Genomic DNA, 17743 nt, shown 5'->3' with positions numbered 1-17743 from the left:
GAGAGACGCCCGGCAGTCGAGGTTATTCCACGTCCTGGAAAATAAAAACCGGGCGATGGAATAAACCCGTGTGCGGTACGTCTGCCTGATTCTTCCCCCTTGCGGCCACTGGCCCTGGAGTCTTTCATGGTAGATCGCTCATCACCGCCCACCCGGCCGCCCTTGAGTGGCACAAGCCTGATCCTGCGCCTGGCCGCCATCGCCGTGGTCGTCGGTGCAGTGGCCGGGGCATTTGCCTACGTCAATGGCACATTCGATCCACAACGTCTGACACCGAAGAAACTGATCAACGTGCTGGAAACCAATAACGGCGTCCATCCGGGATTTCGTCGCAACCACGCCAAGGGTGTGTGCGTGATCGGGCACTTCGAGAGCAGCGGCGAGGCGCGCAGTTACTCCACCGCACAGGTCTTCAACGAGGCCCGCACCCCGGTGGTCGGGCGTTTCGCCTTGCCGGCCGGCAGTCCCTATGCACCGGATGGCGCCGTACCGATCCGCAGCCTGGCGTTGCGCTTCACCCAGGCCAACGGTCAACAGTGGCGCACGGGCATGAACAGCATGCCGGTATTCCCGGTGGGCACGCCCGAGGCGTTCTATCAATTTCAGCAGGCGCTGTCGCCACTGCCGTCGACCGGCAAGCCCGACCCGGCGGCCGTGCCCGCGTTCTTCAGTTCGCACCCGGAGGCCGCACCGTTTCTGGCCTGGGTCAAAACCGCGAAACCCTCGGCCAGTTACGTGACGGAAACCTACAACAGCGTCAACGCGTTTTACCTGGTCAATGCGACCGCGCAGAAGCAGGCCGTGCGCTGGAACATGGTGCCCCAGGCCAAGGACGCGCCAGGAGCGACGGCGCCCGAGGGCAGTGATTTTCTCGAGAAGGACCTGGTGCAGCGCATCGCCACGGGTCCGTTGCGCTGGCAGTTGATGATCACCCTCGCCAATCCCGAAGACCCGGTCAACGACGCCAGCAAACCCTGGCCCGAAGGTCGCAAGGTGGTGAACGCCGGCACCTTGGTCCTGGAAAGCACCCAGCCGCAACTCGATGGCGAATGCCGGGACATCAACTATGACCCGCTGGTGCTGCCGGCCGGCATCGAAGGTTCCGACGACCCGTTGCTGGCCGCTCGTTCAGCCGGCTACGCCAATTCCTACCTGCGCCGCACCAGTGAAGTCAGCCAATTGCCCGCCGCCCAACAGGAGGCTCGACCATGAGCGCCCAACCGAACCATTTCGCCCCGCTGGCGCGGCTGCTGCACTGGCTGATGGCGCTGATGATCATCGCCATGCTGTTCATCGGTGCCGGCATGGTCGCGTCTGTCTCGGAGCGCCACGAGTGGCTGATCCATCTGCACAAACCGCTGGGCGTGGCCATTCTGCTGCTGGCGGTCGTGCGCCTGGGCGTGCGGTTTTCCACGCATCAGCCACCGCTGCCGGCGGATCTACCGGGCTGGCAGGCGTTGGCGGCCAAGGCTTCACACGTTCTGCTGTACGCCTTGATGCTGGTGTTGCCGTTGCTGGGCTGGGCGATGATTTCGGCATCGGGCGAACCGGTGATGCTCAGCAGCTCGTTGCAGCTACCCTCGATCGTACCGGCCGATGCTCAGATGTTCGCGTTCCTGCGCAAGGCCCACGGGTACCTGGCGTACCTGCTGTTTCTGACGGTGCTGCTGCACCTGGCGGCAGCGTTGTTTCATGGATGGGTAAGACGGGATGACGTGCTGGACAGCATGTTGCGGGGGAAAGATCGCGGGTAGTGGCGCCTTGAAAAAAGATCGCCGCCTTCGGACGGAGGCGGCGATCCGCTGCATCAGGTAACGATCAACGCAGGCTGTCGACCATATCGGCCACCGTGGTCAACACATCCTTGCCCAACTGCTTCGAACGCTTGCCGGACCATCCCGTTAACGGGTTCGGGTGGTCGTCGTGGTCCTTGAAGGGCATTTCCAGGGTCAGCGACAGGCAGTCGTACTTCTGGCCCACGGCGTTGCAGGCCAGGGTCATGTTGGCCTTGCCCGGCTCGTCACGCACGTAACCGTATTTGGTCTGGAAGTCCTTGGTGGTGTGTTTCAGATGGCTGCGGAACTGCTCTTCGAGTTGTTCGATGCGCGGCGTGTAGCCTGGATTGCCTTCGCATGCTGCGGTGAACACGTGGGGGATTTCCTCGTCACCGTGGACGTCGATGAACAGGTCGACGCCGTACTGTTCCATCTGCTGCTGAACGAAGAACACCTCCGGGCTGATTTCCGGACTCGCATTCTGCCAGGCGCGGTTGAGGTCCTGGCCCATCGCGTTGGTGCGCAGGTGACCGTGGAAGGCGCCATCCGGGTTCATGTTGGGCACCAGGTACAGGTCGGCGCTGGCCAGCAGTTTGTTCAGCACCGGATCGTCCTGGTGTTCCAGGCGCTCGATCACGCCTTCCATGAACCATTCGGCCATGTGTTCGCCGGGGTGTTGTTGAGCGATGATCCACACCTTGCGCTGACCTTCGGCACCGGTGCCTTTGCGCAGCAATTGAATGTCGCGTCCTTCAACGCTCTTGCCAGTGGCCAGCAATTCGGTGCCGGCCTTGGTCAGCGCCTGTTCGATCAGCCAGTCATGACGGCCGCGGCTGTAGGGTTCGAAGTAGGCAAACCAGGCGTGGGTGGCTGTCGCCTCCAGGCTGAAGCGCAGCGCGTCGCCTTCGAAAATGGTCGGTACCCGGAACCAGTTGACGTGATCGTAGGAGGCCACCGCCTGATAACCGGTCCAGGCCTTGTTGTAGGAAGATTTGCTGGCGTTGCTCAAGCGAAACCAGTGGTCCTGGCCCACGTGCAGGCCGCTGGCCTTGAAGTGAAACCATTGGAAGTGCGGGCTACGGGTGTCAGGCTTGATGGCCAGCAGCGCCTGGAGCGGATTGCTGATGTCCAGTACTTCAATATTGCCGCTGTCGAAGTTCGAGGTGATTGTGAAAGAGGATTTGGCCACGGTCATATCGGTTCCTGAATATGATTTTTATGGCTGATACTTTACACGCTGGGGAGGGAAAAACCGGGGGAAATTGCAGGGGCGTAGCGGGGGGCGTCTTCCTTGACGCGCCAGCAGCTTAGTGATTATGAGATTGATTCTCAAGTGCTATTTGGCGATTGTTTTGTCCGATGCTGCCGGGCTTCTCTTGCCAACCGATATTCTTTTGATATTATCCGCGCCATCGAATTCGCAGCACCAAAGACTTCATTAGCCTGAAGGTCAAGCCAGAATAACTGGCAAAAAAAAGACCCGGCAAAAAGCCGGGTCAAAAACCGTGATTAGCCTGATGAGGAGATAGTCCAGGAGACCGACCTAAGGTCACTTGGACAATCGACTGATCTCGCGACCAGCTGAGTGCAATAATAATCATTCTCGTTTGCAAGTCAAACGATTTTATCTGCCCGATTGAAAATTTCTTTTCCCGCGCCTTTCCAACTCCCCCTCCAGCCTTATGCCTGCTCGATTCCATCCAGGGAACGGTCCAGCAACGCCTTGGCCATATCGATCATGTGCACCGTGGAAAACGCCAGATCCCGGTGAGCCCCCAGCAGATGGCTTGCCGACTCGTTCGCCGTGGCGGCGGCGCAGCGCAACAGATCCGACGCCCGAACCAGCGCCTCCTCGCTGCTGATGTTGCGGTTTACATCGAAGAAACGCTCTTCAACCACGTCTTCCGACACAGATGGTTTCAAGTAATAGTCCAGCGCCCGCTGCGCGGCGGCCGAGCCCTGGGGAGTGGTGAGGGACGTGTCGATGGGCAGATCGGGCAGCTCGTTAATGGGAATGTTCATGCTGATGGCAAGCTCCGTGATTGACTCAAATCCGTCACACGATATTAGTACAGTCTGTATTTGTGACTAGGATTTAAATACTACAACTTGTGTTTTGATGGATTCGGGCCTCGACGTATCGTGCCGCACATGGATAAATGGATTGAGTTGGTCAAGGCCAAGATGAGTGAACTCAACGTCACTCAGGAGATACTCGCCGAGCGCCTCGGGATGTCCCAGGGCGGCATCGGTCATTGGCTGAACAAGCGTCGGCAACCCGGCATCGACGACATGAACCGGGTACTGAGGGCGCTCGGCATGGATTTTCTCGAAGTGGCGCTGGTCATTCGCGAGCCCGACCCGTCGACGCAGGAGGGCCTGGACCTGGTGCGCAAATACAACCCGTATTTCCGTTACCCTGTCAGCGACTGGCGCGAACCCTGCGAGGTGCGCGAGAGCACACAAAAGGCCTATGACAAGGGGCGATTCGAACTCACCGACTATCACGCCCAAGGTGCGGCGTTCTGGTTGCCGGTGGTGGGCGATGCGATGACGGCGCCCAGTGGTGTCAGTGTCGCTGAGGGCATGATGATCCTGGTGGACCCGGCCATCGTCCCTGAGCCCGGTAAACTGGTGATCGCACAATGGGCGGACAGCACCGAGGCGACCTTTCGCAAGCTGATCGAAGAGGGCGGGCAGCGTTATCTGGTCCCGCTCAATCCGACGTACCCGAAGGCCCTGTACACCGACGCGTGCCGAATCATCGGCGTGGTGGTTCAGGCCACGGCCAGGTTCTGACGGTCCGCGCCAGGCGCAGGACCGTGCTTCATTTCACGCCTGCTCCAGCTCCACCAGTGCGCTGCCTTCGCCGACCATTTCGCCTTCCTGGCAATACAGCGCCTTGATCACCCCGGCGTGGGGCGCGCGAATGCTGTGCTCCATTTTCATCGCTTCGAGCACCACCAGCTGCGCGCCGGCCTCGACCGTCTGCCCGGCCTCCACCAGCACTCGCACGATGCTGCCGTTCATCGGTGCCGTGAGCCCGCCCTGATGGCTGTGACCGGCTTCGACCGCGCTGATCGGGTCGTAGGCCTCGATGCGGCGCAGTTCGCCTTCCCACTGCAAATACACCACACCGTCCTGGCGGATCGCCCGATGCTGGCGGCGCACCCCGTCATGGTCGATCGACAGGTGTTCGCCCTCAAGCCGCGTCGCGCCGGAATCGGCCAATGTCAGCGCGCGGTCCTGGCCATCGCAACTCAAATGCAGGGCGATCTCTGCCGGCAGACCGCTTCGGAAACCGTTGCCGTTGCCCCAGGGTGAACTCAGGTCATCAGCGCGGGCGATGCCCCGCTGACTTTGCGCAAATGCCTGCGCCGCCGCTTCCCAGAACGCGTCGCTCAGGCCCGTTGGAGCCGGCAGCAACTGGTCCTGGTAACGTGGAATGAAACCGGTATCGAGCTCCGCCGCCGCAAAGGCGGGATGGCCGATGATGCGGCGCAGGAAACCGATGTTGGTCTTGAGGCCGCCAATCGCAAATTCATCGAGCATGCCCAGCAGACGCAACCGCGCCTGTTCGCGATCTTCACCCCAGGCGATCAGCTTGCCGATCATGGGGTCGTAGAACGGCGAAATCTCGTCGCCTTCTTCGACGCCACTGTCGACGCGTCGTCCCGCACCCGCAGCGGATTCGCGATACAACGCCAAACGCCCGGTGGCCGGCAGGAAATCATTTGCAGGGTCTTCAGCGTACAGGCGCACTTCAATGGCATGTCCGTTCAAGGGTACCTGATCCTGGGTGATCGGCAGTGCTTCGCCACGGGCCACACGAATTTGCCAGGCCACCAGATCAAGGCCGGTGATGGCTTCGGTGACCGGGTGTTCTACCTGCAGGCGCGTGTTCATCTCCATGAAGAAAAACTCGTCGCGCGCATCCAGCAGAAACTCCACGGTTCCGGCACCGACATAACCGATGGCCTGCGCCGAACGCACGGCCGCTTCGCCCATGGCTCGGCGCAGTTGCGGGCCGAGACCCGGGGCGGGGGCTTCCTCGACGACTTTCTGGTGCCGGCGCTGAATCGAGCAGTCGCGTTCATTGAGGTACAGGCAGTGGCCGTGCTGGTCGGCGAAGATCTGGATTTCCACGTGGCGCGGTTTGAGCAGGTACTTCTCGACCAGCATCCGCGAATCGCCGAACGAGGATTGCGCCTCACGCTGGGCCGAAGCCAGGGCTTCGGCCAGTTGGCTGACATCCTCGACCACTTTCATGCCCTTGCCACCACCCCCTGCCGTGGCCTTGAGCAGCACCGGGTAGCCGATGCGTTCGCAGGCCTCGCGGAAGGTGTCGAAGTCCTGGGCTTCACCGTGATACCCGGGCACTAGCGGCACGCCGGCGGTTTCCATCAGGGCTTTGGCGGCTGACTTGCTGCCCATGGCATCGATGGCCGACGCGGGCGGGCCGAGGAAGATCAGGCCGGCGGCTTCGATCGCACGGGCGAAGCCGGCGTTCTCCGACAGGAAGCCATAACCTGGATGGATCGCCTGGGCTCCGCTGACCTTGGCGGCGGCGATCAGTTTATCGATTTGCAGGTAGCTGTCGGCGGCCTTGCTGCCGCCCAGATCGACCCGGATATCCGCTTCGCGGCTGTGCCGGGCGTCACGGTCGGTGGCGCTGTGCACGGCGACGGTCGTCAGGCCCAGGGCCTTGGCGGTGCGCATCACCCGGCAGGCGATTTCACCCCGGTTGGCCACCAGCAGAGAGGTTATGACGGGGGCGTTCATCAACGCGGCTCCTTGGCTGTGGTTGCGGCCTGCCAGTTCGGCGGACGTTTTTGCAGGAAGGCGCGCAAGCCTTCCTGGCCTTCAGGGCTGACGCGGATACGGGCGATGGCATTTTCGGTGTAGCGGCGCAGCGCCGGGGTCAGCGCACCGCTGCCGACTTCGCGCAGCAGGTCCTTGCTGGCGCGCATGGCGGCCGGGCTGTTAAGCAGCAGGTTGGCGATCCACTGTTCGACCTGCTGCTCCAGCGCCTCGCCGGGATAACTCTCGGACAGCAGGCCGATTTCCCGCGCCCGCTGCCCGCCGAAACGCTCGGCGGTCAGGGCGTAACGCCGTGCCGCGCGCTCGCCGATGGCTTGCACCACGAACGGGCTGATCACCGCCGGTGCCAGGCCGATGCGCACTTCCGACAGGCAGAACTGCGCGTCGTCGGCGCCGATGGCCATGTCGCAGCAACTGATCAGGCCCAGCGCGCCGCCGAACGCCGCGCCTTGCACCACGGCCAGGGTCGGGATTTTCAGTTTGGCCAGGTTGTACATCAACTCCGCCAGTTCCCGGGCGTCGTCGAGGTTGGTGTGGTAGTCGAGTTCGGCAGACTGCTGCATCCAGGCCAGGTCCGCGCCGGCACTGAAATGCCTGCCGCGCCCGCGCAACAGCAGGAAGCGCAGGGTCGGATCGGTGGATACCTTGTCCAGCGCGAGGATCAGTTCACGGATCATCTCGGCGTTGAACGCATTGTTCTTGTCTTCGCGGCTGAGCCACAGCGTTGCGAAACCACGCGGGTCGGTCTGCAGCTCGAGGGTGTTGAAGTCGCTCATATTCTTCCGTTCTCTACGGTCTTCGTGGGAGCGGTTCGCTCGCGAAGGCTTCACTGCGGTTTTTCCGATACACCGCGTTATCGCTTCGCGAGCAAGCCCGCTCCCACAAAAAGGATCACATCCGGAACACGCCGAAGCGGCTCGGTTCGATGGGGGCGTTCAGCGATGCGGACAAGGCCAGGGCCAGCACGTCGCGGGTCTGCGCCGGGTCAATGACGCCGTCGTCCCACAAGCGAGCGCTGGAATAGTAGGGGTGGCCCTGCTCTTCGTACTGGTCGAGGATCGGCTGCTTGATCTCGGCTTCCTGTTCCACGCTGAAGGTCTGGCCAGTGCGTTCGGCCTGTTCGCGCTTGACCTGCACCAACACGCCGGCGGCCTGTTCGGCACCCATCACGCCGATGCGGGCGTTCGGCCACATCCACAGGAAACGCGGGTCGTAGGCGCGACCGCACATGCCGTAGTTGCCGGCACCAAAACTGCCCCCGATGATCACGGTGAATTTCGGCACACGGGCGCAGGCCACGGCGGTCACCAGTTTGGCGCCATGCTTGGCGATGCCACCCGCTTCGTATTTCTGGCCGACCATGAAACCGGTGATGTTCTGCAGGAACAGCAACGGAATGCCGCGCTGGCAGGCCAGTTCGATGAAGTGCGCGCCTTTCTGCGCGGCCTCGGCGAACAGGATGCCGTTATTGGCAAGGATCGCGATCGGGTAACCGTGCAGGTGGGCGAAGCCGCAGACCAGGGTGGTGCCGAACAGGGCCTTGAACTCATCGAATACCGAGCCGTCCACCAGCCGCGCGATCACTTCGCGCACATCGAACGGTTGCTTGGCGTCGGCCGACACCACGCCGTACAGTTCTTCGCTGCTGTAGAGCGGGGCGATCGGCGTGCGTTGCTGCACTTCACCCAGCTTGCGCCAGTTGAGGTTGGCGATGCTGCGCCGGGCGATGGCCAGTGCGTGTTCATCGCTCTCGGCATAGTGGTCGGCGACTCCGGAAATCCTGCAGTGCACATCGGCACCGCCCAGGTCTTCGGCGCTGACCACTTCGCCGGTCGCCGCCTTCACCAGCGGCGGGCCGGCGAGGAAAATGGTCGCCTGCTCGCGCACCATGATCGCCTCGTCGGCCATCGCGGGTACGTAGGCACCGCCGGCGGTGCACGAGCCCATGACCACCGCAATTTGCGGGATGCCCATGGCGCTCATGTTGGCCTGGTTGAAGAAGATCCGACCGAAATGCTCGCGGTCCGGAAATACTTCATCCTGACGCGGCAGATTCGCGCCACCGGAGTCCACCAGATAAATGCACGGCAGACGATTCTGCTGGGCGATGGTCTGGGCGCGCAGGTGTTTTTTCACGGTCAGCGGGTAGTACGAGCCGCCTTTCACGGTGGCATCGTTGGCGACGATCATGCATTCGACGCCTTCCACGCGCCCGATGCCAGCAATGACGCCAGCCGCCGGTACGTCTTCGCCATACACCTCATAGGCCGCCAGCTGGCTGATCTCGAGAAACGGCGAGCCCGGATCCAGCAGGCGATTGATGCGCTCGCGGGGCAGCAGTTTGCCACGGGAGGTGTGACGCTCTTGCGCCTTCGGCCCGCCACCTTGCTGCACCTGCGCGAGCAGGGTATGCAGGGCGTCGACCTGTTTGAGCATGGCCGCGCTGTTGGTGGCGAACTCTGTCGAGCGAGGGTTGAGCTGGGTGTGCAGGGTAGCCATGGGCAGCTCCGTCTCAGCGGGTTTCGTTGAACAGTTCGCGACCGATCAGCATGCGACGGATCTCACTGGTGCCCGCACCGATTTCGTACAGCTTGGCGTCACGCAGCAGACGTCCGGCCGGGAATTCGTTGATGTAGCCGTTACCGCCGAGAATCTGGATCGCGTCGAGGGCCATTTGCGTGGCGCGTTCGGCGCTGTAGAGGATCACCCCGGCCGCGTCCTTGCGCGTGGTTTCGCCACGCTCGCAGGCTTGGGCGACGGCATAGAGGTAGGCACGGCTGGCGTTGAGCTGGGTGTACATGTCGGCGACCTTGCCCTGGATCAGCTGGAATTCGCCGATGCTCTGGCCGAACTGCTTACGGTCGTGAATGTACGGCACGATCAGGTCCATGCAGGCCTGCATGATCCCGGTCGGGCCGCCCGAGAGCACCACACGTTCGTAGTCGAGGCCGCTCATCAGCACTTTCACACCGCCGTTGAGCACACCGAGGATGTTTTCTTCGGGCACTTCGACGTCATCGAAAAACAGTTCGCAGGTGTTCGAACCGCGCATGCCCAGCTTGTCGAACTTGTTGCTGCGGCTGAAGCCTTTCCAGTCGCGCTCGACGATGAACGCCGTGATGCCGTGAGGGCCTTTCTCCAGGTCGGTCTTGGCGTAGATCACGTAGGTGTTGGCGTCGGGACCGTTGGTGATCCAGGTCTTGCTGCCATTGAGGACATAGCGATCGCCGCGTTTATCGGCACGCAATTTCATCGACACCACGTCGGAACCGGCGTTGGGTTCGCTCATGGCCAGGGCGCCGATGTGCTCGCCGCTGATGAGCTTTGGCAGGTATTTGCTCTTCTGTTCGTGATTGCCGTTGCGGTTGATCTGGTTGACGCAAAGGTTGGAGTGGGCGCCATAGGACAGGGCCACCGAAGCCGAGCCACGGCTGATTTCCTCCATGGCCACCACATGCGCCAGGTAACCCAGGCCCGCACCGCCGTACTCTTCCGGGACGGTGATGCCCAGCAGACCCATGTCGCCGAATTTGCGCCACAGATCGGCGGGGAACAGGTTGTCACTGTCGATCTGTGCGGCGCGTGGGGCGATCTCTTTGGCGACGAAGGACTGAACCTGATCGCGCAGCATGTCGATGGTTTCACCGAGGGCAAAGTTCAGGGAGGGATAGCGCATGGGTCACCTTTTGGCTTTTTTGTCGGGTGGGGAGGGCAGTGATCGTGCTCTCACCTTTACGTTAACGTAAGCCTGTGGCGAATGACTGTCAATCACCCTTTACGTTAACGTCAACTTGAGCGACAGTAGGGTCAGTTCAAGGTAGATAAAAACCCACCAATAAAGACAATAGGGGGTCGTCATGGATCAACCCAATGCGGGTCCGCAGCACAGCTACACCCGTGGTTCCCAGGACAAGGCCTTGCTGGCGATGACCATCGGGCAGGCCTTCGATAACACGGTGGCGCAGCACCCTGACGGGGAGGCGCTGGTGGTGCGCCATCAGCAGTTGCGTTATTCCTGGCGACAACTGTCCGACACGGTCGACCGGCATGCCCGGGCACTCCTGGCGTTGGGCATGAAGGCCGGTGATCGCCTCGGTATCTGGGCGCCCAACTGCGCACAGTGGTGCATCATTCAATTCGCGAGCGCGAAGATCGGCGTGATTCTGGTCAACATCAACCCGGCTTATCGCAGCTCGGAACTCGAGTACGTGCTGAAGCAGTCGGGCTGCCAATGGCTGGTCTGTGCGGGGGCCTTCAAGACGTCCGACTATCACGGCATGCTCCAGGGCCTTGTGCCTGAACTGGCGGAGCAGTCCATCGGGCAGTTGCAGAGCGAGCGCCTGCCGGACCTGCACGGCGTGATCAGCCTCGACTCACAGGCGCCATCGGGTTTCCTCCCGTGGTCGCGGTTGGCGGACCTTGCAGCAGGCGTTTCCAGCGAGCAGCTGCGCGAGCGTCAGGACAGCCTGCATTTCGATCAGCCGGTGAACATCCAGTACACCTCCGGCACCACCGGTTTTCCCAAGGGCGCGACCCTCAGCCATTACAACATTCTCAACAATGGCTACATGGTCGGCGAGAGCCTTGGCTTGACTGATCGTGACCGGCTGGTGATTCCGGTGCCGCTGTATCACTGTTTCGGCATGGTCATGGGTAACCTCGGCTGCATGACCCATGGCAGCACGATGATCTATCCCAACGATGCCTTCGATCCGTTGCTGACCCTGACCGCCGTCGCCGAAGAGAAAGCCACTGCGCTCTATGGCGTGCCGACGATGTTCATCGCGATGCTCGATCAGCCCCGGCGCGCCGAGTTCGACCTGTCGACCTTGCGCACCGGCATCATGGCCGGCGCTACCTGCCCGATCGAAGTCATGCGTCGGGTGATCCGTGAGATGCACATGAGTGAGGTGCAGATCGCCTACGGCATGACGGAAACCAGCCCGGTGTCGCTGCAGACCGGTCCGTCGGACGAGCTGGAATTGCGGGTCACCACGGTCGGCCGCACCCAGCCGCAACTGGAGAGCAAGATCATCGACGAGGCGGGGAACCTGGTGCCCCGTGGCGCCATTGGCGAGCTCTGCACCCGTGGCTACAGCGTGATGCTCGGCTACTGGAACAATCCCGAAGGCTCCGCGCAGGCGATCGACCAGGCGGGCTGGATGCACACCGGTGACCTGGCGAGCATGAACGACGAAGGGTATGTTTGCATTGCCGGACGCAACAAGGACATGATCATCCGTGGCGGTGAAAACATTTACCCTCGGGAGCTGGAAGAGTTCTTCTTCACCCACCCGGCGGTGGCTGACGTGCAAGTGATCGGCATCCCGTGCTCGCGTTACGGCGAGGAGATTGTCGCCTGGATCAAGTTCCACCCCGGTCACGGCGCCACCGAGCAGGAGCTGCAGGCCTGGTGCAAGGAGCGCATCGCTCACTTCAAGACGCCGCGCCATTTCAAGTTCGTCGAGGAGTTCCCGATGACCGTGACCGGCAAGATCCAGAAATTCCGGATGCGCGAGATCAGTATCGAGGAGTTGGGTAGCAAGCCGAGTTGATCAAATTCCCTGTAGGAGCGAGCTTGCTCGCGAAGCACGCCAACGATAACGCGTGCAGTCTGAATAAACGCGGTGCCCTGGCGTTCTTCGCGAGCAAGCTCGCTCCTACACAGAGGCGGATGAAAACCTGAATCGCAGACAGCACAAAGGGGAGCCGAGGCTCCCCTTTAATTTCGTTGCGCGTGCTCTTTTTTATTATTGAGGGGCGGTCTGTTGTTGTTTTTGGTAACCGTGACCCTTTACCGCTGTTTTTGGCGATCCCCATCCGGGATCAAGAGCAAACGTATTTTTTTGAGCGCTGATCTACTTTTTCGCCAAGCGATCCAACCAGTACGGGGCTACCTCAAGGTAGTTTTATTGTTCTCTGTCCGGTTGCGGGTAACTCCTGGAAGCACCCTGAAAAGCACACCTTCTCCAAAAAAATCTGTTAGCTGCGTCTCTGCCGTGTTGTTCTTGTTATGTCAGAGTCGTTTCGTCTTATTTTTATTGGTTTGCTGCTTTTTATTCTTGTTATGCCATAGAGATAGCAGAAGCCGTGCCAACTTTTAAAAACCCTTTAAAATCAATGCGTTAATAGTTTGTAGGATTTTTCCTGCAGGCAAAACCTGACAATTTGTTTCCGTGTTACTCGCTTTTCCCCACGTTTCCAACGACGCGGTAACACCTTCGCGCACTCACTGTGCGCTGCGGGCCTTGGCCACACGTGAACCGCTCGGGCGCCCCAGTACGGCACTGATTTGCTGCCCCGCGCGGATCAGTGCGTCCAGATCGATACCGGTATCGATGCCGAGCCCCTTGAGCAGGTAGACCACGTCCTCGGTCGCGACGTTACCGCTGGCACCCTTGGCGTACGGACAGCCGCCGAGGCCGGCGATCGAGCTGTCGAACACCGAGATACCTTCCAGCAGGCTGGCGTAGATGTTGGCCATGGCCTGGCCGTAGGTGTCGTGGAAATGCCCGGCCAGTTTGTCCCGAGGCACATCGGCCGAGACCACCTCGAACATTTTGCGCGTGGCCCCCGCAGTGCCGGTGCCGATGGTGTCTCCCAGGGACACTTCATAACAGCCCATGGCGTAAAGTTCGCGGGCCACGTAGGCAACCTGCTCCGGGGACACATGCCCTTCATAAGGGCAGCCCAGCACACAGGACACGTACCCGCGAACGGTCACGCCGTGCTGCCTGGCCGAGTCCATGATCGGCACGAAACGCGCCAGGCTCTCGCTGATCGAGCAATTGATGTTGCGTTGGGAAAACGCTTCGGACGCGGCGGCAAATACCGCGACTTCCTTGACCCCGCTGGCCAGGGCGTCTTCAAAGCCGCGCAGGTTGGGCGCGAGCGCGCCGTAGGTCACACCGGGCTTGCGCTGGATCTGCGCGAACACCTCGGCCGAGCCCGCCATCTGCGGCACCCACTTGGGCGAAACGAAACTGCCCACTTCTATATAGCTCAGGCCGGCGGCCGTCAGCGCATCGACCAGTTGCACCTTGTCGGCGACGCTGATCGGCTGGGCTTCGTTTTGCAGACCGTCGCGGGGGCCGACTTCGACCAGGCGTACGTGGGAGGGTAGGGACATGGGATCGGACCTGTGGTGAGTCTCCCCTGTAGGAGCGAGCATGCTCGCGATGGTGGCCCAGGCACCGCGGGCTTTCAGGTAGCCAGCGTCATCGTTGACGTCCATCGCGGGCATGCTCGCTCCTACAGGGGAGGGGCGGTGGTTATTGAACGACCTGCTGATTCTTCAGGGTTTGCTCCAGGGCCTGCACGCAGCGCTCTTCGGCGGTATCCAGTTCCAGCTTCATCTGTTCGATGTCCAGCAGTTGCTGTTCCAGCTGTTCGCGGCGCTCGCTGATTTTTGCCAGCATGCTGTGCAGTTGTTTGGTGTTACCGCTGGACGGGTCATAGAGTTCGATCAACTCCCGGCATTCGGCCAGCGAAAAGCCGATGCGCTTGCCCCGCAGGATCAACTTCAGGCTGACCTTGTCACGGGGCGAGTAGATGCGTTCCTGGCCACGGCGCTCGGGGCTGAGCAGGCCTTGCTCCTCGTAAAAGCGGATGGCCCGGGTGGTGATGTCGAGCTCGCGGGCGAGGTCGGAGATGCTATAGGTCTGGCTGCTCATGTACGCGCTCGAAGAAGGTCATGGCGCTAAGCTATAGCCAGGTTGACGTTTACGTCAAGGGGGCAGGGGCGGTGGTGCGCCCCGATCCCGAGTGTTACGCCTTTTCCAGCTTTTTCTCATGGGCCGTCACCTGCTGGCACAGTTCGATCATCTGCTCGCGCATCCAGCGGTTGGCCGGGTCCTGGTCCGTGCTTTCGTGCCAGTAGAGATGGGTTTCCACGGGCGGCACGTCGTTGACCGGCACGCTGAAGGCGAGCAGGTCGTTGCGACGGGCGAAGCGTTCCGGCACGGTCATGACCATGTCGGTCTGTTGCAACACCTGGGAGGCCATCTGGTAGTGCTGGGAGCGCAGGGCAATCTTGCGCTGGATGCCCATCTTGCCCAGGGCCAGGTCGACATGACCCAGACCGCTGCGGCGGCTGGAAATATGGACGTGAGTCATGCCCAGGTAATCATCGAGGCTGAGTTTGTCCTTGCCCGCCAGTGGGTGGCCCTTGCGCATGGCGCAGACGTAGCGGTCCTCCATCAACTTGACGTGACGTACCTGCGGGTCGGTGTTGAGGGGAGCATCCACGGCAAAGTCCAGGCGCCCGGCGGCCAGTTCCTTGGTGGTTTCGCGGCGCTTGGCCAGGAAACTTTCGATGATCACGGTCGGCGCCAGGCGACGCAGGCGCTGGAACAACGGTGGCAGGATCACCGCTTCGGTGAGGTCGGTCATGCTGATGCGATAGGTCTTGACCGCCTGCAGCGGGTTGAAGATACGGCTTTCCTGCACCGACACGCGCAGCAGGGAGAGGGCGTTGCGCACCGGACCGATGATGTTCTGGGCCATCGGGGTCGGCACCATGCCCTGGGCCGTGCGCACGAACAGGGGATCGTTGAAGGTTTCGCGCAGGCGCGCCAGTGCATTGGACACCGCCGGTTGGGTAATGCCGACAATCTGCCCGGCACGGGTCAGGTTGGCTTCGGTGTAGATCGCGTCGAAGACGATGAAAAGGTTGAGGTCGACCTTGCTCAGATTCATTGCGCTGCACTCTCTTATTGTATGGGGCGGTATTCCAGGGGCGGATTTCATCAGGCCAGAGGCCTTGGCAATCAGCCGATCATATATCGGTGATGAATGTTAATACACGCCGAGAATAGGCTAGGTAAATTTTCGTAGCTGCTCTAGCATCGATTGCATGACCTAAACAACCTCCCTCAAGAAGGTAGCTGCCCCATGGATTTCGCTTATTCGCCCAAGGTCCAGGAACTGCGTGAGCGCGTGACCGCGTTCATGGATGACTACGTTTATCCCGCCGAAGCCGTGTTCGAGCGCCAGGTTGCCGAGGGCGACCGCTGGCAGCCGACGGCGATCATGGAAGAACTCAAACTCAAGGCCAAGGCTGAAGGCCTGTGGAATTTGTTTCTGCCTGAGTCCGAACTCGGCGCCGGCCTGACCAACCTCGAGTACGCACCCTTGGCAGAAATCATGGGGCGTTCGCTGCTGGGCCCCGAGCCGTTCAACTGCTCGGCACCCGACACGGGCAATATGGAAGTGCTGGTGCGCTACGCCAACGAAGAACAGAAACAGCGCTGGCTCGAACCGCTGTTGCGCGGCGAGATCCGCTCGGCGTTCGCCATGACCGAACCGGACGTGGCCTCCTCAGACGCCACCAACATGGCCGCCCGCGCGGTGCGCGACGGCGACGAGTGGGTGATCAACGGCAAGAAATGGTGGACCTCGGGTGCCTGCGATCCGCGCTGCAAGATCCTGATCTTCATGGGCTTGAGCAACCCGGATGCGCCGCGCCACGCGCAGCATTCAATGATCCTGGTGCCGGTGGACACGCCCGGGGTGAAGATCCTGCGCCCGCTGCCGGTGTTCGGCTATGACGATGCGCCACACGGCCATGCGGAGGTGCTGTTCGAAGACGTGCGGGTGCCGTATGAAAACGTCCTCCTGGGTGAGGGCCGTGGCTTCGAAATCGCTCAAGGGCGCCTGGGCCCGGGTCGCATTCACCACTGCATGCGTTCGATCGGCATGGCCGAGCGTGCACTGGAACTGATGTGCAAACGCTCGGTAAACCGCACAGCATTCGGCAAGCCACTGGCGCGCCTGGGCGGCAACATCGACAAGATTGCCGATTCGCGGATGGAAATCGACATGGCGCGCCTGCTGACTCTGAAGGCGGCGTACATGATGGACACCGTCGGCAACAAGGTGGCGAAGAGCGAAATCGCGCAGATCAAGGTGGTCGCGCCGAACGTGGCGTTGCGGGTCATCGACCGGGCCATCCAGATTCACGGTGGGGCAGGGGTGTCCAACGATTTTCCGCTGGCCTACATGTATGCGATGCAGCGCACCCTGCGCCTGGCTGATGGTCCGGACGAGGTTCACCGCGCGGCGATCGGCAAGTTCGAGATCGGCAAGTACGTACCGCGCGAGATGATGCGTAGCAACCACTAAGCACGCCAGCCCCCTGTAGGAGCGAGCATGCTCGCGATGGTCGTCGATCCACCGCGGGCATCCAGGTTAGCTGCGTTTTCATTGACGACCATCGTCGGAACGCCGCCCGGGACAAGTCCGCTCCTACAGGAAAATCATCAAACCACTGGCAACCCGAAAAACGCCCGCGCACACGCGGTGCTGTGGGCCGCCAGTTCCTCTTCGCTTTCCGCTCGATGCAACGCCACTTCGCGCAACACCTCGGTCAGATACGCAGGTTCGTTGCGACCATTTTTCGGTTTCGGTCGCAAGCTGCGCGGCAGCAGATACGGCGCGTCGCTCTCCAGCATCAGGCGTCCGCGCGGGATCTCCTTCACCAGCGGATGCAGGTGCGTGCCACGCCGCTCATCGCAGATCCAGCCGGTGATGCCGATGTGCAGGTCGAGGTCGAGGTAGCTGAACAGCGCGGTTTTTTCGCCGGTGAAGCAATGCACCACGGCGGCCGGCAATTGATCGCGGTAGTCGCGCAGGATTTCCAGCAAACGCTGACTGGCGTCTCGCTCATGGAGAAATACCGGCAGTTGCAGTTCGACCGCCATCGCCAAGTGCTCTTCGAGGACTTTTTCCTGCTGCGGGCGCGGCGAGAAGTCGCGATTGAAATCCAGCCCGCATTCGCCAACGGCGACCACGTTCGGTTCCTTGAGCAAGCTGCGCAGGCGCTGAGCACTGTCGGCGTTCCAGTCGCTGGCCGAATGCGGGTGAATACCGGCGGTGGCGAACAGCCGTTGAGCGCTGTCATCCAGACGCCGACACAGTTCCAGCGCCTGTTCGCTGCCCTCGAGGCTGGTGCCGGTCAGCACCAGTTGGCAAACCCCGGCGGCATACGCGCGATCGAGCACCGCCTGGTGTTTGTCGGCAAAGCTGGGGTTGGTCAGGTTGACGCCGATATCGATGAGTTGCATGGTGCTACCTCGGACCAAAGGCTCGAAAGCATATCAGAGCTGAAGATTTATAAGAAAAAGCCAAGAACTACAACGAGTTAAAGC

General features: G+C 61.4%; 15 protein-coding genes. 5 read left to right on the top strand and 10 right to left on the bottom strand.

Going from position 1 to position 17743, the window contains the following annotated elements; translation table 11 throughout:
* The first annotated feature begins 126 nt into the window (after positions 1–126).
* Complete coding sequence (locus tag QIW53_RS10330; protein ID WP_371049553.1) at positions 127–1212, top strand: catalase family peroxidase; 1086 nt, start codon at positions 127–129, stop codon at positions 1210–1212.
* Positions 1209–1754, top strand: a complete 546-nt coding sequence (locus QIW53_RS10325; RefSeq protein ID WP_371049552.1) for a cytochrome b — start codon at positions 1209–1211, stop codon at positions 1752–1754. The genes QIW53_RS10330 and QIW53_RS10325 overlap by 4 nt, the downstream gene beginning before the upstream one ends.
* 64 nt (positions 1755–1818) lie before the next feature.
* Here QIW53_RS10325 and QIW53_RS10320 read toward each other — a convergent pair whose 3' ends face one another.
* The gene (locus QIW53_RS10320; protein ID WP_371049551.1) at positions 1819–2970 is read right to left on the bottom strand and encodes a M14 family metallopeptidase; all 1152 of its coding nucleotides are present in this window, start codon (positions 2968–2970) and stop codon (positions 1819–1821) included.
* 485 nt (positions 2971–3455) lie between these two features.
* Positions 3456–3797: a DUF6124 family protein gene (locus tag QIW53_RS10315; RefSeq protein ID WP_371049550.1), complete on the bottom strand. Its 342-nt coding sequence runs from the start codon at positions 3795–3797 to the stop codon at positions 3456–3458.
* A 129-nt stretch (positions 3798–3926) separates the two neighbouring features.
* Here QIW53_RS10315 and QIW53_RS10310 point away from each other — a divergent pair, with 129 nt between their 5' ends.
* Complete coding sequence (locus QIW53_RS10310) at positions 3927–4574, top strand: LexA family protein (protein ID WP_371049549.1); 648 nt, start codon at positions 3927–3929, stop codon at positions 4572–4574.
* Between the two features lie 33 nt (positions 4575–4607).
* Here the strand turns inward: QIW53_RS10310 and QIW53_RS10305 are convergent, their stop codons facing one another.
* From QIW53_RS10305 to QIW53_RS10290, 4 genes are all read right to left on the bottom strand, one after another.
* Entirely contained in the window at positions 4608–6557 is a 1950-nt protein-coding gene (locus QIW53_RS10305; RefSeq protein WP_371049548.1) for an acetyl/propionyl/methylcrotonyl-CoA carboxylase subunit alpha, read from the bottom strand.
* Entirely contained in the window at positions 6557–7372 is an 816-nt protein-coding gene (locus QIW53_RS10300; protein WP_371049547.1) for a gamma-carboxygeranoyl-CoA hydratase, read from the bottom strand. Before QIW53_RS10300 ends, QIW53_RS10305 begins: the two co-directional genes overlap by 1 nt.
* A 115-nt stretch (positions 7373–7487) precedes the next feature.
* Positions 7488–9095, bottom strand: coding sequence for a carboxyl transferase domain-containing protein (locus QIW53_RS10295; protein ID WP_371049546.1), 1608 nt, complete (start codon positions 9093–9095; stop codon positions 7488–7490).
* A 13-nt stretch (positions 9096–9108) separates the two neighbouring features.
* A complete protein-coding gene (locus tag QIW53_RS10290; RefSeq protein WP_371049545.1) occupies positions 9109–10272 on the bottom strand; it encodes an isovaleryl-CoA dehydrogenase in 1164 nt (387 codons plus the stop codon).
* Between the two features lie 181 nt (positions 10273–10453).
* On the opposite strand from QIW53_RS10290, the gene QIW53_RS10285 reads away from it, so the two are divergent.
* Positions 10454–12151 (top strand): AMP-binding protein, encoded by a 1698-nt coding sequence (locus tag QIW53_RS10285; RefSeq protein WP_371049544.1) that lies wholly within the window; start codon positions 10454–10456, stop codon positions 12149–12151.
* A gap of 674 nt (positions 12152–12825) precedes the next feature.
* On the opposite strand, the gene QIW53_RS10280 is transcribed toward QIW53_RS10285, so the two are convergent.
* From QIW53_RS10280 to QIW53_RS10270, 3 genes are all read right to left on the bottom strand, one after another.
* Complete coding sequence (locus QIW53_RS10280; RefSeq protein ID WP_371049543.1) at positions 12826–13725, bottom strand: hydroxymethylglutaryl-CoA lyase; 900 nt, start codon at positions 13723–13725, stop codon at positions 12826–12828.
* 142 nt (positions 13726–13867) lie between these two features.
* Positions 13868–14269, bottom strand: coding sequence for a MerR family transcriptional regulator (locus QIW53_RS10275; protein WP_371049542.1), 402 nt, complete (start codon positions 14267–14269; stop codon positions 13868–13870).
* Between the two features lie 94 nt (positions 14270–14363).
* Positions 14364–15293: a LysR family transcriptional regulator gene (locus tag QIW53_RS10270; RefSeq protein WP_371049541.1), complete on the bottom strand. Its 930-nt coding sequence runs from the start codon at positions 15291–15293 to the stop codon at positions 14364–14366.
* A 195-nt stretch (positions 15294–15488) separates the two neighbouring features.
* Here QIW53_RS10270 and QIW53_RS10265 point away from each other — a divergent pair, with 195 nt between their 5' ends.
* Positions 15489–16718 (top strand): acyl-CoA dehydrogenase, encoded by a 1230-nt coding sequence (locus QIW53_RS10265; protein ID WP_371049540.1) that lies wholly within the window; start codon positions 15489–15491, stop codon positions 16716–16718.
* A gap of 137 nt (positions 16719–16855) precedes the next feature.
* On the opposite strand, the gene QIW53_RS10260 is transcribed toward QIW53_RS10265, so the two are convergent.
* Positions 16856–17659, bottom strand: coding sequence for a TatD family hydrolase (locus tag QIW53_RS10260; protein WP_371049539.1), 804 nt, complete (start codon positions 17657–17659; stop codon positions 16856–16858).
* Positions 17660–17743 lie beyond the last annotated feature (84 nt).

Source organism: Pseudomonas fluorescens, assembly GCF_041354075.1.
GTDB classification, from domain to species: Bacteria; Pseudomonadota; Gammaproteobacteria; order Pseudomonadales; family Pseudomonadaceae; genus Aquipseudomonas; species Aquipseudomonas fluorescens_CE.
Note: the sequence above shows the minus strand (reverse complement) of the source record. Positions and strands in the feature narration are given on the sequence as shown.